Source organism: Caldibacillus sp. 210928-DFI.2.18, assembly GCF_020554505.1.
Classification (GTDB): Bacteria; Bacillota; Bacilli; order Bacillales; family Caldibacillaceae; genus Caldifermentibacillus; species Caldifermentibacillus hisashii.
This window is the reverse complement of record NZ_JAJCHL010000008.1, coordinates 1-14,699: the sequence shown is the minus strand read 5'-3', so window position 1 is coordinate 14,699 and position 14,699 is coordinate 1. Positions and strand designations below refer to the sequence as shown.

Below are 14,699 nucleotides of genomic sequence, written 5' to 3'. Positions count from 1 at the left end.
TTCATCGCAATAAAAGGGGAACAATGTTAAACTATAGTTAGAAATGCTCCTTATCATATTTCGTTTTATTTTACGGGAGGACTTTAGATGAAATTTCTAAAATTAATACTTCTATTTTTCCTAGCAATTTTCCTTATTAAAATTATGTTTAAACTTGTTTTTGGCATGATTTCTTTTCTATTTACAGCAGTGATATTCATCGTTTTCTTATATATTGGCTGGCGGATTTTAAAAAGCTAAACGATATCTATTCAATGGTTGCCTAGCATTAAGGAGAATCGAGCACTTCCTTTGGCTCTTATCTCCTTTTTTTTGATTAACAAGTCATTCCATATATTCGATGTCAGTAATCGCCGCTAGTGGGATGGAATGGACATCTCCTTCTTCATTTACCACTTGTATATCGTTTTGGAGGGTGTCAAAAGAGCGGATATTTCCGTTAATTGTCTTGTAGTGATGTCCGACATAATATTGGATGATCACCTTTCTATTCATTGCTTTGGCCACTTGTACCTTTTCATTAAATTCTTCCAATTGTTGTTCATCCAATTCCTTTGGTGATTCCCACAAATCCTCTTTTGCCCAATCACGTAACATTTTAACATGCTCCGGCAGCATCATTGCCGTCCATTTGATTCGTCCGCGATCGCGAATCATCTTCATCATCCCTTTCCCGCTTAATGATACAGTAAATACTATAAAGCAGGCCTATCCGATCTTTATAATCAGGTGTCTCGTCGGTACATTTCCCAAAAATGATTACGCTTTATGCCCGCCGACAAGTTTCGCCCTTCTCCGTGCCGTTCCCCCTTCCGTATAGGAAACTGCTCTAAGCAGGGAGGCAGAACCGAACCGTTGACGAATTCTGTCCACGGTATAACCTAATTTCTTTTTCTTCCATAAATTTGGATCAAATAAATCGAGCTGAATGCTTTCATCCGGGACAATATTGGACAGAGCGATGGAAATTTGCCGTACCGTTCGCCCGTCATAATGCTTGTTAAAAAGCTTCAAACAAACCCGGTACAGATCCATTGTAATATTGGTCGGTGATTCAACCGTTTTCGACCGATAAAATCCGCCGCCTAATTCTTCATGACTGTAACCAATACCAAGGCTGATTGTCCGTCCCGCATATTTTCCTGTCCGCGCCCGCCTTGCTACTTCTTCGCACATTTCTAAGATGACATGCTTGATTTCGGTTATGTTTTTATAATCGCGCAACAAAATTTGACTTTTGCCGAAACTGACTTGACCGTCCATGATCGGCGCCCCGATTTCTGATAGATCGACTCCCCAGGCGTGGTAATAAAGCTGATTCCCCATAATGCCAAATTTCTTTTCTAATTTTTCCAAGTCATAATGAGCCAATTGCCCGACTGAAAAAATCCCCATATTATTTAATGTTTTTTCGAGACGGCTGCCAATTCCCCACATTTTTTTCAAGGGTGAGACAGGCCATAACTTTTTTGGTATATCTTCATATGTCCAGTGGGCAATCCCGGATGTTTTCGCATCCAAATCCAGGGCCAGTTTTGCCATGAGCATATTGGGGCCGATTCCAATCGCACAAGTCAGCTGGAATTCTCGCATCAAATCGTCTTTTATCTTTTCGGCAATCTGTCTGACTCCACCCCATAAATGTGCCGTTCCATCAACCTTAATAAAACTCTCATCGACACTGTAAACATGAATAGCTTCTTTTGGCACATAACGATTGAACAGTCGAGTGATTTCCGTTGATACCCGCAAATAAGTCGCCATTTGCGGCTCAACAATTTCTATCCGTGGATCATTTGGCACTTCAAACAAGCGGGATCCTGTTTGAATCCCAAACTCTTTTTTCATCTGCGGGGAGGCAGCCAACACAACACTTCCTTCCCGTTGTTTATCACCGACAACGACCAAATAGCATTCGAGCGGATCAAGCCCATACATCACTGCTGAACAACTGGCATAAAAACTCTTAATATCAACACACAAAATATGTTGATCCGGCAAACGTCTATAATCCACCATTTTTACCATCTCCTTCAAAACCCGGGGCACAATTACAAACGTATGTTTGAAATAAGTATATGCATCATTTTATAAGAATATAAGTTCGTTTTCAATAACAATTTTTTCCAATATCCTCATTGGCAAACTAATATTAAGACAAGCGTTTACAGAGTATTGTATGGACGAGCAGGTTCGTGAAAAGATAAAAAAAGAGTTTACCATAACAAGAGAAATCTACCCTGACTTTTACCAAACAAATGACCAAGAAAAATGAAAAAAGCCGGACCCGCCATGGACCCAGCCTTAGTTTGTACTTTAATTGAATTAGGACGGACAGTAATCCGGATGCAGCATTTTTTCCTGATCTGCCCCAAGCTACTGTCGGCTCGTCTTTGCCCCCCACGTCACGTTTTACTGAAACAATGGAACTCTTTCTTCCCAGGCATTAAGCAATGCGCGGACTTCCTCGGTAGATTTTGTGTTCATCAATTGATTTCTCAATTCACCGGCACCATTAAACCCTTTGACATAAATCTTAAAAAAGCGATGAAGAGGTTTGAAAGAACGCGGTTCTAATTCCGAGTATTTATCAAAGAGATCCAAATGCAACCTTAACAGATCCAACAATTCCTTACTGCTATGTTCTTTCGGCTCTTTTTCAAAAGCAAATGGGTTTTTAAAAACACCGCGGCCAATCATAACTCCGTCAACACCATATTGACGGGCAAGCTTCAAACCGGTTTGCCGGTCGGGAATATCCCCGTTGATTGTCAAAAGTGTGTCTGGTGCCACCTCATCACGAAGTTTCTTAATCTCCGGAATCAGTTCCCAATGGGCATCTACTTTGCTCATTTCCTTTCTTGTACGCAGATGAATAGAAAGATTCACAATGTCTTGTTTCAATACATGTGTCAGCCAGTCCCGCCACTCGTCCACATCAGTGTAGCCAAGCCTTGTCTTTACACTTACAGGTAATCCTCCTGCTTTTGCGGCTTGGATGATATCACTAGCGACTTCCGGACGGCGGATCAGACCGCTTCCTTTCCCTTTGGACGCCACATTTGGTACCGGACAGCCCATATTAATATCCACACCACTAAACCCAAGTTTTGCCACGCCGATACTCGTTTGCCGAAAATATTCCGGCTTATCCCCCCATATATGGGCGACAATCGGCTGTTCATCTTCTGTAAATGTCAAGCGCCCGCGCACACTCATGTTTCCCTCAGGGTGACAAAAACTTTCCGTGTTGGTAAACTCTGTAAAAAACACATCCGGTCTGGCGGCATTACTTATGACATGACGAAAAACAACATCCGTCACATCTTCCATTGGTGCAAGTATAAAAAATGGCCGTGGTAGTTCACGCCAAAAGTTATTTTTCATTTTTCATTTCACATCCTAACATATGAAATAACAGGTCAAACATTTATTTCAAATAAAAAACAAAAATATGCCTTTTACACTTATATCATGCTTCTGCCCTTTTTATCAAACGATAGTATATTTTGAACATTATTAACAGACTGCTGAACAGTATAACAAATACTTTCCTTTTCGAAAGCGGGAGTCTATTTTTTTATCATCATACACAAAAAAGCCTTCTATGATTTCATTTTCACCATAGAAAGCTCACTTATGATACATAATCCCGTTCAATTATTGGAAAAGGCATTCAGCACTTATAAAATATTTTTCAATTCCTCCATCAGACGATTCATCTCTTCATCCGTGCCAATTGTCACGCGCAAAAACTGATCAATTCGCGATTTATTGAAGTAACGTACATAAATCCCTTTCTCTTTCAACGTTTCAAAGATTTGTTTCGCATCTACCCGTCCATGTTTCATAAAAAGGAAATTCGCCTGTGAATCTAGTACCGTGAAATTCAATTGCCTCAGCTCGCCGATTACACGATGACGAGTTTCTATAATTTTTGACCGCGTTTCTTCAAAATATGCTGTATCTTCAATGGCCGCTTTCGCCCCGACCAATGCCAGGCGATCCAATGTATAAGAATTAAATGAATTTTTAATCCGGTTCAGTCCCTCAATTAATTGCTCGTTACCGAATGCAAAGCCGACACGGAGGCCCGCAAGTGATCGGGATTTCGATAATGTTTGGATAACAAGCAAATTTTCATAACGTCGGGTTAAAGGCACAGCAGACTCTCCACCAAAATCAATATACGCTTCATCAACCATAACCACTTTGTCAGGATTGTTTTGCAAGATTTTTTCTATTTGTTCCAACCCTAAACCAATACTTGTCGGCGCATTCGGATTGGGAAAAATGACGCCGCCTTCCGCATGAAAAAATTGCTCAACCGGAATCGTGAAATCTTCATTCAATGGTACTTCTTTATAGTCAAGACGATACAAATTTGCATAGACCGGATAAAAACTGTATGTGATATCCGGAAACAAAATTTGCTCGCCCTGATTGAAGAAAGCCAAAAAGGAAAAGGCAAGCACTTCATCGGAGCCGTTACCGATAAACACCTGACTTTTTGCCACGTCGTATGCCTTTGCAATTGCTTCACATAACTCATCAGCAGTCGGATCGGGATACAAGCGCAGATTTCCATCGACCGCTCCTTTTAACGCTGCCAAAACTTTCGGCGACGGGGGATACGGATTTTCGTTTGTATTTAATTTAATCATATTTTTCACTTTTGGTTGTTCACCCGGCACATAAGGTTCCGTCAGCCGGGTTACCTCGCTCCAAAATTTACTCAACACAAGTCCCCCTTCCCTTACATCGGCAAAATTTTGTCTTTACCCTTTTGTTGCTTTTTCGTCATCCGTTTCATTAGTTCCTTTTTCAATTCTTCTATTCGAATATCCTTTTCAATCATTAACACTAACGAATGATAGATGAGGTCGGCTAATTCAAAAATCAATTCTTCACGGTCCGGATTTTTCGCGCCTATAATCACTTCGGTTGTCTCCTCACCGATTTTCTTTAAAATCTTATCCAACCCTTTTTCAAATAAGTAGTTCGTATAAGAACCTTCAACCGGATTTAATTTACGGTCTTGCAAAAATTGGTATAGCTCCGTAACGATTTCCCGGTTGTAGTCTGCAAATGGATCTTGTGAGTAAACTTCATTATGAAAACAGCTGGCCTCTCCGGTATGACAGGCAACACCAAGTTGTTCTACTTCTACTAAAACCGCATCTCCATCACAATCATAGGACATTCTTTTAACTTGTTGAAAATGACCGGATGTTGCACCTTTATTCCAAAGTTCGTTTCGACTGCGGCTATAAAACCAAGTGGTCCCTGTCTCCAATGTTTTTTCCAATGATTGTTTATTCATATAAGCAAGCATAAGTACTTTTCCGCTGTAGCAATCTTGAACAATTGCGGGAACAAGCCCTTTTTCATCAAATTTGATTTGATCGGTACTAAATTCCATCTTAAACGCTCCTAACTTCGACGTTATTTTCACGTAAATATTGTTTCAATTGTTTTATATCAATTTCACCAAAGTGAAACACGGAGGCAGCCAAAGCGGCATCTGCCTTCCCCTTTGTAAATACTTCGAGGAAATGTTCCATCGTACCTGCCCCGCCGGAAGCTACGACCGGAATGTTTACCCGACCGGCAATTTCAGCGGTTATGTCCAAACTGTAACCGGTCTTCACACCATCTGTATCAATGGCATTTAGCACAATTTCCCCGGCGCCGAGCCGCTCACCTTCTAAAGCCCATTCAACCGCATCCATTCCGGTGTCGATGCGGCCACCATTGATAAAGACTGTCCATTTTCCGTCGTCACGTTTTTTTGCATCAATCGAAAGCACGACACATTGGCTGCCGAACTTTTCAGCCGCTTCACGAATCAAATCCGGATTTTTTACCGCCGCACTGTTGACCGATACTTTATCGGCCCCGGCTTTCAATACTTTACGGAAATCCTCAATCGTCCGAATCCCGCCGCCAACGGTAAACGGGATATGCACTTGTTCAGCCGTTTTTTCAACGACATCGATAAAAATATCCCGTTCTTCATTGGACGCCGTAATATCATAGAATACTAGTTCATCGGCGCCGAGCTCACTATACTTTTCGGCAAGCAGAACCGGGTCATCGACATCCATAATATTTTGGAATTTTGCCCCTTTCACGACACGACCTGCCCGGACATCTAAACAAGGGATAATTCGTTTTGCTAACATATCGTCACTTCCTTTAATGCCTGTTCAAGATTGATTTTACCCGTATAAATCGCCTTTCCGATAATCGCACCATACATATTCAATGCTTTTAATTTTCGCAAGTCTTCCAAGGAACTTACCCCGCCGGATGCAATGACATCCATCGTTGTTTCCCGATTTATTTTTTCAAGTTCGGAAAAATTGGGGCCGGAAAGCATGCCGTCCTTGGCGATATCTGTATAAACAATCGTTTGACATCCTTTTTCTTCTAATTTTTTGGCAAATGCAAGGGCTTCAACCTCACTCGTCTTTGTCCATCCGTCCGTAGCGACAAAACCGTTTTTCGCATCAATCGACACAGCAATTGCCGGACCGTATGTTTCGAGGGCTTCATCTAAAAATTGTTCATCACGTAAAGCGGCACTGCCTAAAATGACGCGGCTGACTCCCATCTCCATCAGTCGTTCGACCTTTTCAAGCGAACGGATTCCCCCGCCTAATTGGATTGGAATATGGATGATTTCTAAGATTAATTGAATAGCAGACAAATTTTTTGTTTCACCAAATAATGCACCGTCTAAATCGACGATATGTAAAAATTCGGCCCCCGCCTCTTCCCATTTTTTGGCCATTTCGACCGGATCACCAAAGGTTTGTTGCTTGCCATAATCCCCTTGAATAAGGCGGACACATTTTCCGTCACGAATATCGATTGCAGGAAATAAAATCATTTGATCATCGCTCCAAACGCTTGTAATAATGTTATCCCAGTCTCCGCACTTTTTTCCGGGTGGAATTGCATACCGATCAGATTGCCTTTTTGAACCATAGCGGGGAATTTCACGCCGTAATCCGTCCAAAAGACAACTTCTTCCGGATGTTTTGGTACAACATAATACGAATGAACAAAGTATACATACTCATTCTCACCTAAATTATCGGTAAGCGCGCTATCCGTTCCTTTCATTAATTGATTCCAGCCCATATGCGGTACTTTGAAATCATGTTTGAAGCGGACAACTTCTCCTTCCAGTAAACCGAGACCTTCCCATTGACCATGTTCATAACTTTTTTCATAAAATAATTGCATTCCTAAGCAAATCCCTAAGATCAGTTTGCCGTTCCGCGCATTTTCTTTTATCGCTTCAACTAAGTTTAATCTTTCCAATTCAATCATGGCATCACGGAAAGCACCAACCCCCGGCAAAATTAAGGCATCGGCTGAATACAACCGTTCCGGGTTACTTGTTATATCCGTTTCTAAACCAAGTCCCTTTAATGCATGATTGACGCTTTTCAAATTTCCTGCACCATAATCAATGATTGCAATCAAGCCCATCGCTCCCTTCCGTTATGGAATCGTTCATTCGACTCTTGGTGTATGATGATTCGTCGTAATATCCGTTCTTCGCTCCTTTGCGTTGTGCAGCCATTAAATCGATTCTTGACATTCAAATGATCCGTCTTTAATATCCGCACATCGCTCCGTAGTGTCATTGGTAATTGTACCCGAAACACTAAAGCATTCCTTTTGTCGACCGAACACCTTTAATTCTTTCGTCAATGGCGGTCGCTTCATCCAACACCCGGCCAAACCCTTTAAATATGGATTCAATGATATGGTGGGTGTTTTTCCCGTGCAGCAATTGGATATGGAGGGTAACCCCCGATTGATTAACAAAAGCCCGGAAAAATTCTTCCACTAACTCCGTATCGAATGTACCCACTTTTTCTGTTGGGATTTCGACATCAAAATATAGGAATGGACGACCGGAAATATCAATGGAAACTTGGGAAAGCGACTCATCCATCGGGGTAAAGACAGAAGCATAGCGACGAATCCCTGCTTTATCACCCAATGCTTGTAAAAATGCCTGCCCGAGAACAATCCCGACATCTTCCACTGAATGATGGTCATCCACATCGGAATCACCGTCACATTTGACTGCCAAATCCATAAATCCGTGTTTCGTCATGAGTGTCAACATATGGTTAAAAAAACCAACACCGGTATCAATCGAGCTATTTCCTTTGCCATCGATATTCAACTGCAATTCAATCTTTGTTTCTGCTGTTTTTCTGACTATTTCCGCACTACGCATACTATCACCTCATTATTTAAATCGGACGCGAATCGAATTGGCGTGGGCAGTTAACCCTTCTTCATTCGCAAATTGGATGATTTGATCCTTTACATTTTTTAATTCTTGTTCACTATAATAAATGACACTGGACCGTTTTAAAAAGTCATAGGTTCCAAGCGGTGACGAAAATTTCGCGGTTCCGCTCGTCGGCAAGGTATGGTTTGGACCGGCAAAATAATCACCGAGTGGTTCCGGTGAGTAGGCACCTAAGAAAATAGCTCCGGCATTGCGCACTTTTGGCAATTGATCAAACGGATTATCGAGGAGCAACTCTAAATGTTCCGGAGCAATTTCATTCACCACTTCAAACGCGTCATCAAGTGTATCCACTACAAAAATATGGCCAAAGTTTTCAATTGAAGCCCGGGTAATTTTATTTCTTTCCAGTGCTTTTAACTGTTTTTCCACTTCTCCTTGTACATCAAGGGCCAGTTGCTCGGAATCGGTGACAAGAATCGATGCCGCCATTTCATCATGTTCCGCCTGTGATAATAAATCAGCGGCGATATACGCTGGATTCTGGGTACCGTCCGCAATTATACAAACCTCGCTTGGACCGGCAATCATATCGATATCCACTGTGCCGAACACATATTTTTTCGCACGGGCCACATAAATATTGCCAGGACCGACAATCTTATCGACCGGACGGATTGATTTTGTTCCATAAGCAAGGGCAGCAATTGATTGAGCACCCCCGACTTTATAAATTTCGGTCACCCCGGCTATTGATGCGGCAGCGAGAACAGCCGGATTTACTTTTCCTTCTTTATTTGGCGGTGAAACGATAACAATTTCTTCCACACCCGCCACAATTGCCGGGATCACGTCCATTAAAACCGTTGACGGGTAAGCAGCCTTCCCGCCCGGAACATAAACACCAACCCGTTTCAGCGGGGTAATTTTTTGCCCAAGGATAATGCCGTTTCCTTTTTTGACAAACCATGATTTTTCAAGCTGATGTTGGTGAAATTCCCGAATATTGTCTTTAGCGTTTTTTAAAATGGTCAAAAAGCTTGGTTCAATGGTTTCAAGTGCCTCTGTTATTTCTTCTTCAGACACTTTCAAAGACGCGAGCGAGACACCATCAAAGGTTTTTGTATACGCAAGGAGCGCCTCGTCCCCATTTTGCCTGACATTTGCAATAATTGCTTTTACCGCTATATCAATTTCTTCAAATGAATCATCACCCCGAGCCATTTTCTCATCAATGACAGACAATTCATTTTTACTGATTTTTGTCAAGTTGATCATTTCCCAACCGCTCCTTTTTCATTTACTACTGATTGAATGTGATTAATAAAATCATCTATCCGACTATGTTTTGTTTTAAAACTTGCTTTATTGGCAATGAGACGGGCACTGATTTCAAAAATTTCCGCAAGCACCTTTAACCCGTTGTCTTGCAAAGTCCTGCCTGTTTCGACAATATCAACAATACAATCGGAAAGACCGACAAGCGGAGCCAATTCCACCGATCCGTTTAAATGAATGGTTTCCACGGTTTGCCCCCTTTCGGTAAAAAATTGGTTGGTCACTTTCGGGTATTTTGTGGCAACAATAAATTTATGCTTTTGTAAAACGGTTGCTTCAAGCCCGGCGACAACAAAACGACAGCGGCCAAAACCTAAATCGACGACTTCAAATACATTGGCACCGGATTCAATCAAGGAATCTTTGCCGATCACGCCTAAATCGGTTGCTCCCCGTTCGACATAGGTAGCGACATCGCTTGCTTTTACGAGAACGATGCGAATTTTTTTCACCGGGTCCTCAAAAATTAATTTTCGACTTTTTTCATGATAGTCCGGAAAATTAATGCCGATTGCATGTAATATGTCTATCGTGTGATCTACAAGCCTTCCTTTTGCTATGGCAATATTTAAATATTCCACGAACGGGTTCCTCCCTCTTGTGCTTTTAAAGCGGTAATTAAATGATCGGCATAAATGGCAAAACCAATCGCTTTTGTGTCATAACCAAATTGTTTTGTTAATCCGTCATACCGCCCGCCTAATAAAACCGGTTGCCCGTATCCGGCAATATATCCATGGAAAACAATACCGGAATAATAGTTCAAGTGGTTAATCAGCCCTAAGTCAACGGTTAAAAAGTTGCCAAAACCAGCCGCTTCCAATTCACGAACAACCTTTTCTAAATGTTCAATTTCCATTTTCATTTCATCATTGACGGCAATCTGATTCGCCCGCGCAAATACCTTTTCCGGTTCCCCGTAAAGCGTCGGAATGGCGGCAAGGGCTTCTTTATAAGGGGCCGGTATCATCAATTCTTTAACATAGGACTCCAATTCAGGGAAATTTTTATTTTCAATCAACCGTTGGATAAATTGTATTTCGTATTCCGCTAACTCAATTTGTTCAATTAATTTTTTGTAAAAATTGGCCTTCCCGATATCGATCGTAAAGGCATCAACCCCTGCCTCGATTAAAGAAAGAATCGCCAAGGTAATAATTTCTGCATCCGCCTGTACACCATCACTGCCGAACCATTCAATGCCTGCCTGAGTAAATTCTCTGGATTGAATATTTTGCGGATCATTGTTCATTCGGAATATACTGGTAACATAGGAATATTTTTGAACCGGTTTTCCATCCTTGGTTTCCTTGGCTTCTGCGACCATCCTCGCAATGGGAATGGTGGCATCCGGTCGTAAAACTAAAATTTTTCCATCGGTGTCAATAAGTTTAATCATTTGATCCTTATCGATCGTTCCTTTAATTTCGTTAAAAAGGTCATAATATTCAAATATCGGTGTTTGAACTTGGTGGAATCCTTTTTTCTTGAAAAGTTGTTTTATTCGTGACAGGACTTCCTCTTTAACTTCAAACTCACTTGGTTCCATACCGGTTACACCTTTCGGAACAAATTGGGTAAGTTTTTGCATCATATCCATTCCCTTTTCTTTATCATATTATTAATTTAATTAATTAGTTATTTAGTAGTTTATCACTTTATTAAAATAAAGTCATGTAGTAATATTAAATTATTAAAAAATTTTTTAGTAGGTGACGCGAGATGTTTGATTTTCATGTACATAGTTCGTTCAGTGAAGATTGTGAAGTAGCAATGGAAGATATGGTCAAAGCAGCCATTGAAAAAGGAATTCAGGAGCTTTGTTTTACAGAGCATATTGATAAAGATTATCCCGACCGTGACTGGACATTTGACCTAGATTTGAATACGTATCGTTTAAAAATACGGGAGATGCAGTCGGCTTTTGGGCATAAAATCAAAGTTCGCAAAGGGGTGGAACTCGGGGTTCAACCACATGTGCTGGATGATTATCGAAGGATTGTCGATGAAGAACCGTTTGATTTTATCATTTGTTCCATGCATGCGACAAAGGGATTCGACCTTCATTCCGGCAAATTTTTTGAAGGGAAAAGTTTGGATCAAGCTTATGAAGAATATTATTCAGAGTTACTGGCATGTATTCGTGATTTTGATCGGTTTAGCATCCTTGGTCACCTTGATTTAGTGACTCGATATAAATATGAACCCGGCGTAAAATCGCTTTTGGATATTATTGAAGAAATTTTTAAATTGATTATTCCAAACGGGCAAGGAATTGAAATCAATACATCGGGATTTTATTACGGTATTGGACGGGTGTTGCCGAGTGTCGATATTTTGAAGTTGTATAAGGAGATGGGCGGAGAAATTTTGACGATCGGCTCGGATGCGCATAAACCCGAACGCCTCGGAGAATATTACGATCACGCTGTTGATGTATTGAAAACCATTGGCTTCCATTATGTGGCAACTTTTGAAAACCAAAAACCGGTTTTTCATAAAATTTAGTATAGACATGCCGGCTTTCATCGGGGAGCCGGCATTGTTATTTTAAAATATGTATGTAAATCTATTTTTTAAAGAACGCATTTTTCCCGACTTTTTCAACAAGACCGGGAAAAAGATTGTAAATGGTACTGCCGGCATTCATGAGCCGCGGCAAATTAATTTCACGGGTTGACGTAAACATTTTCTTAACAATTTGAGCGGCAACTTCTTCCGGTTTCAATACCCATCTGCCGACATTTTTTAAATATTCCCCCGATTCATCGGCAATATGAAAGAAATTCGTTTCAATCGGTCCTGGATTAACAGCAGTGACAAATATACCTTCATCACGAACTTCCATTCTCAGGGCGTCAGTAAAGCCCAATACGGCCTTTTTTGTCGCTGAATAAATGCTTGATTTCGGGGTGGCAATTTTCCCTGCTTGAGAAGCGATATTGATAATATGACCGGAATTTTGCGCAACCATTTTCGGTAACACCATTTTTGTCATCGCAATTAATCCAAGGACATTGACACGAAGCATGTTTTCGGCCTCATCCATCGTTGCATCCAGCACGGTTTTAAAGATGCCGAACCCTGCATTATTAATTAACACATCAATTCTTTGCTTATCGCCGAGTTGCTCAAAAAAATTTAAAATTTCATCCGTATTTCCAACATCAAGTTTATGGACAGAGACGGAAGTGCGGTGTTTTTTTCTAATTTTTTCTTGAATCTTTACTAATTTATCGTAACTGCGGGCAACGAGGATGAGATGGGCACCACTTTCTGCACATTGATAGGCCAATTGTTCCCCTAACCCCCCGGAAGCACCGGTAATCAAGATGGTTTTGCCATGTAAACGTGGATTCATATTTCTGCCTCCAATATAGTTTTAACGATTCGTATGATGATCACTTACCTGTCTCTCTTAATTTAATGTTTCACTTCAATCTTTTTAAAATCCTCAGCAATAATTGTGTTTGGAAATATTTCTTGCGCCTGTTTTTCTAAAAACGGTAAATCTCCTTTTTCAAAACGCGAACTAATATGGGTAATGCATAATTTTTTTACATTTGCCTGTACCGCTATTCGTGCTGCCTGATGGGTCGTTGAATGGAAATATTGGTGAGCGATATCTTCCGCTTCCTTATCAAATGTTGCTTCATGAATGAGCAAGTCCGCATTCCTTGCCAACGCTACACTCACTTGAGTCGGTCTTGTATCCCCTAAAATAGTAACGACCCTTCCCTTTTTGGCCGGTCCTAAAAAATCCGCTCCGTTAATAATCGTTCCATCCTCCAGCTGGATCGTTGCCCCGGTTTTCAATTGTTTAAAAATAGGTCCCGGTTTTACGCCGATTTTTTTTAATTCATCGGCCATTAATGAACCCGGCTTATCTTTTTCAACAATTCGGTAACCATAGGACGGGATGCCATGGTCAAGCAATTTTGCTTCAATTATAAAATCACCTTCATCTAAATAAAGTTCATCCTCAAACTCAACATAATGAATGTCATATTTCAAATGAGACTGACTGATTGACAGGCTCATTTCAACAAAATCGCGAATGCCTTTGGGACCATAAATAGTAACCGGCTCTATCCCGCCTAAAAAGGAACGACTCCCGAGTAAGCCGGGTAAGCCGAAAATATGATCACCGTGAAGATGGGTAATAAAAATCTTTTCTATCTTTCGCGGTTTTAATGATGTATGTAAAATCTGATGCTGTGTAGCTTCACCGCAGTCAAACAACCAGATCGCTCCATCTTGTAAATGTTTTAAGGCAATCGCCGTCACATTTCTATATTTTGCAGGCATTCCTGCACCGGTTCCGAGAAAAGTAATTTCCAAAATAATTCCTCCAATATCAACAACGCTTAATCTATATATTTATTATCAGGTTTTACCAACTTTTTTTCAATATCAATCGTTTTGATAAAGAAAATGCAGGCGGCCGGGGTTAATCCATCAACCTTATCAAAAGGCTGTTTATCATTATTTTTATACTAAATGAAAGACCATTAACAAAAACTAAATAAGATGATCAACCCCACATTTCGCACGTCTTAAGTAAAATTCATCCTAATTTTTGAATGAACTTTATCTAAATGGCTCGATGGGATGATATCTTCATTTTTTGATGGATTTTCGACAAATTTCTATTGAATTCGACATTTTTTTCGAGGTTTCCTCCTGTTATGTGTTATTTACCTTGATTTTCGACATTTTTTGACACGTATATCGATAGATCATACCCGCATAATTCAATGATTTTTTTGGCTTGTGAATCAATATTGTCGGGTAGGAGTCTTATTTTTTGCTGATTTTGATTGATAAGGATCACGGTAATATCTTCTAATTGCTCTAACAATGCTTGACCTGTGGGTTGATGGAGCTTTCTTTTTCCCTTCAAGATTAGAGAAAGGTTCCTTTCTTTCAGTTCTTTTCTAACTCGATATTCCAAAATTCCATAGATTAATAGAGCCATCACATATACAATCCCTAAGGCTTCAACCCTTTCCGGGGTTTTCAAGTAAATGGCATCAATCATTTGTGAATCTTTGATTAATCGGAAACGGGTCTCAGC

General features: G+C 40.6%; 16 protein-coding genes and 1 pseudogene. 2 read left to right on the top strand and 15 right to left on the bottom strand.

The window, feature by feature from the left end; all coding sequences use genetic code 11:
* Positions 1 to 87: 87 nt before the first annotated feature.
* Positions 88 to 240 (top strand): hypothetical protein, encoded by a 153-nt coding sequence (locus tag LIZ98_RS03365; RefSeq protein WP_161792864.1) that lies wholly within the window; start codon positions 88 to 90, stop codon positions 238 to 240.
* Between the two features lie 84 nt (positions 241 to 324).
* Here the strand turns inward: LIZ98_RS03365 and LIZ98_RS03360 are convergent, their stop codons facing one another.
* The 12 genes from LIZ98_RS03360 to hisZ all read right to left on the bottom strand — a co-directional run bounded on the left by LIZ98_RS03360 (position 325) and on the right by hisZ (position 11,216).
* Positions 325 to 666 (bottom strand): YolD-like family protein, encoded by a 342-nt coding sequence (locus LIZ98_RS03360; RefSeq protein WP_227202934.1) that lies wholly within the window; start codon positions 664 to 666, stop codon positions 325 to 327.
* A gap of 93 nt (positions 667 to 759) precedes the next feature.
* Entirely contained in the window at positions 760 to 2,019 is a 1,260-nt protein-coding gene (locus LIZ98_RS03355) for a Y-family DNA polymerase (RefSeq protein WP_227139004.1), read from the bottom strand.
* A gap of 393 nt (positions 2,020 to 2,412) precedes the next feature.
* On the bottom strand, positions 2,413 to 3,387 hold the full coding sequence (locus LIZ98_RS03350) for a tRNA dihydrouridine synthase (RefSeq protein ID WP_227139005.1): 975 nt from the start codon (positions 3,385 to 3,387) through the stop codon (positions 2,413 to 2,415).
* Between the two features lie 296 nt (positions 3,388 to 3,683).
* Positions 3,684 to 4,742, bottom strand: coding sequence for a histidinol-phosphate transaminase (hisC, locus tag LIZ98_RS03345; protein WP_309240444.1), 1,059 nt, complete (start codon positions 4,740 to 4,742; stop codon positions 3,684 to 3,686).
* A 14-nt stretch (positions 4,743 to 4,756) separates the two neighbouring features.
* Positions 4,757 to 5,422, bottom strand: a complete 666-nt coding sequence (gene hisIE, locus LIZ98_RS03340) for a bifunctional phosphoribosyl-AMP cyclohydrolase/phosphoribosyl-ATP diphosphatase HisIE (RefSeq protein WP_034770858.1) — start codon at positions 5,420 to 5,422, stop codon at positions 4,757 to 4,759.
* 1 nt (position 5,423) lies between these two features.
* Complete coding sequence (gene hisF, locus LIZ98_RS03335; protein WP_034770859.1) at positions 5,424 to 6,185, bottom strand: imidazole glycerol phosphate synthase subunit HisF; 762 nt, start codon at positions 6,183 to 6,185, stop codon at positions 5,424 to 5,426.
* A complete protein-coding gene (gene hisA, locus LIZ98_RS03330; protein ID WP_227139007.1) occupies positions 6,179 to 6,895 on the bottom strand; it encodes a 1-(5-phosphoribosyl)-5-[(5-phosphoribosylamino)methylideneamino]imidazole-4-carboxamide isomerase in 717 nt (238 codons plus the stop codon). The genes hisF and hisA overlap by 7 nt, the downstream gene beginning before the upstream one ends.
* Entirely contained in the window at positions 6,892 to 7,503 is a 612-nt protein-coding gene (gene hisH / locus LIZ98_RS03325; protein ID WP_309244558.1) for an imidazole glycerol phosphate synthase subunit HisH, read from the bottom strand. Before hisH ends, hisA begins: the two co-directional genes overlap by 4 nt.
* Before the next feature lie 178 nt (positions 7,504 to 7,681).
* Complete coding sequence (gene hisB, locus LIZ98_RS03320; protein WP_227139009.1) at positions 7,682 to 8,266, bottom strand: imidazoleglycerol-phosphate dehydratase HisB; 585 nt, start codon at positions 8,264 to 8,266, stop codon at positions 7,682 to 7,684.
* Positions 8,267 to 8,278: 12 nt separating this feature from the next.
* Positions 8,279 to 9,559, bottom strand: a complete 1,281-nt coding sequence (hisD, locus tag LIZ98_RS03315) for a histidinol dehydrogenase (protein WP_375293565.1) — start codon at positions 9,557 to 9,559, stop codon at positions 8,279 to 8,281.
* On the bottom strand, positions 9,559 to 10,203 hold the full coding sequence (hisG, locus tag LIZ98_RS03310; protein WP_227139010.1) for an ATP phosphoribosyltransferase: 645 nt from the start codon (positions 10,201 to 10,203) through the stop codon (positions 9,559 to 9,561). Before hisG ends, hisD begins: the two co-directional genes overlap by 1 nt.
* Positions 10,191 to 11,216: an ATP phosphoribosyltransferase regulatory subunit gene (hisZ, locus tag LIZ98_RS03305; RefSeq protein WP_227202931.1), complete on the bottom strand. Its 1,026-nt coding sequence runs from the start codon at positions 11,214 to 11,216 to the stop codon at positions 10,191 to 10,193. The genes hisG and hisZ overlap by 13 nt, the downstream gene beginning before the upstream one ends.
* A 128-nt stretch (positions 11,217 to 11,344) precedes the next feature.
* On the opposite strand from hisZ, the gene LIZ98_RS03300 reads away from it, so the two are divergent.
* On the top strand, positions 11,345 to 12,130 hold the full coding sequence (locus LIZ98_RS03300; protein ID WP_227139012.1) for a histidinol-phosphatase HisJ family protein: 786 nt from the start codon (positions 11,345 to 11,347) through the stop codon (positions 12,128 to 12,130).
* 61 nt (positions 12,131 to 12,191) lie between these two features.
* Here LIZ98_RS03300 and LIZ98_RS03295 read toward each other — a convergent pair whose 3' ends face one another.
* The 3 genes and pseudogenes from LIZ98_RS03295 to LIZ98_RS03285 form a co-directional block, all read right to left on the bottom strand.
* Positions 12,192 to 12,983: an SDR family NAD(P)-dependent oxidoreductase gene (locus LIZ98_RS03295; protein WP_227139013.1), complete on the bottom strand. Its 792-nt coding sequence runs from the start codon at positions 12,981 to 12,983 to the stop codon at positions 12,192 to 12,194.
* A 62-nt stretch (positions 12,984 to 13,045) separates the two neighbouring features.
* Complete coding sequence (gene rnz / locus LIZ98_RS03290; protein ID WP_227139014.1) at positions 13,046 to 13,963, bottom strand: ribonuclease Z; 918 nt, start codon at positions 13,961 to 13,963, stop codon at positions 13,046 to 13,048.
* 352 nt (positions 13,964 to 14,315) lie between these two features.
* A pseudogene (locus LIZ98_RS03285) lies at positions 14,316 to 14,699 on the bottom strand (IS1634 family transposase); the annotation flags it as partial.

Excerpts from the sequence above, each read along its gene's own strand:
- LIZ98_RS03365 (WP_161792864.1), top strand. The coding sequence starts at position 88 with ATGAAATTTCTAAAATTAATACTTCTATTTTTCCTAGCAATTTTCCTT.
- LIZ98_RS03360 (WP_227202934.1), bottom strand. The coding sequence starts at position 666 with ATGATGAAGATGATTCGCGATCGCGGACGAATCAAATGGACGGCAATG.
- LIZ98_RS03355 (WP_227139004.1), bottom strand. The coding sequence starts at position 2,019 with ATGGTGGATTATAGACGTTTGCCGGATCAACATATTTTGTGTGTTGAT.
- LIZ98_RS03350 (WP_227139005.1), bottom strand. The coding sequence starts at position 3,387 with ATGAAAAATAACTTTTGGCGTGAACTACCACGGCCATTTTTTATACTT.
- hisIE (WP_034770858.1), bottom strand. The coding sequence starts at position 5,422 with ATGGAATTTAGTACCGATCAAATCAAATTTGATGAAAAAGGGCTTGTT.
- hisF (WP_034770859.1), bottom strand. The coding sequence starts at position 6,185 with ATGTTAGCAAAACGAATTATCCCTTGTTTAGATGTCCGGGCAGGTCGT.
- hisA (WP_227139007.1), bottom strand. The coding sequence starts at position 6,895 with ATGATTTTATTTCCTGCAATCGATATTCGTGACGGAAAATGTGTCCGC.
- hisH (WP_309244558.1), bottom strand. The coding sequence starts at position 7,503 with ATGGGCTTGATTGCAATCATTGATTATGGTGCAGGAAATTTGAAAAGC.
- hisB (WP_227139009.1), bottom strand. The coding sequence starts at position 8,266 with ATGCGTAGTGCGGAAATAGTCAGAAAAACAGCAGAAACAAAGATTGAA.
- hisZ (WP_227202931.1), bottom strand. The coding sequence starts at position 11,216 with ATGATGCAAAAACTTACCCAATTTGTTCCGAAAGGTGTAACCGGTATG.
- LIZ98_RS03300 (WP_227139012.1), top strand. The coding sequence starts at position 11,345 with ATGTTTGATTTTCATGTACATAGTTCGTTCAGTGAAGATTGTGAAGTA.
- LIZ98_RS03295 (WP_227139013.1), bottom strand. The coding sequence starts at position 12,983 with ATGAATCCACGTTTACATGGCAAAACCATCTTGATTACCGGTGCTTCC.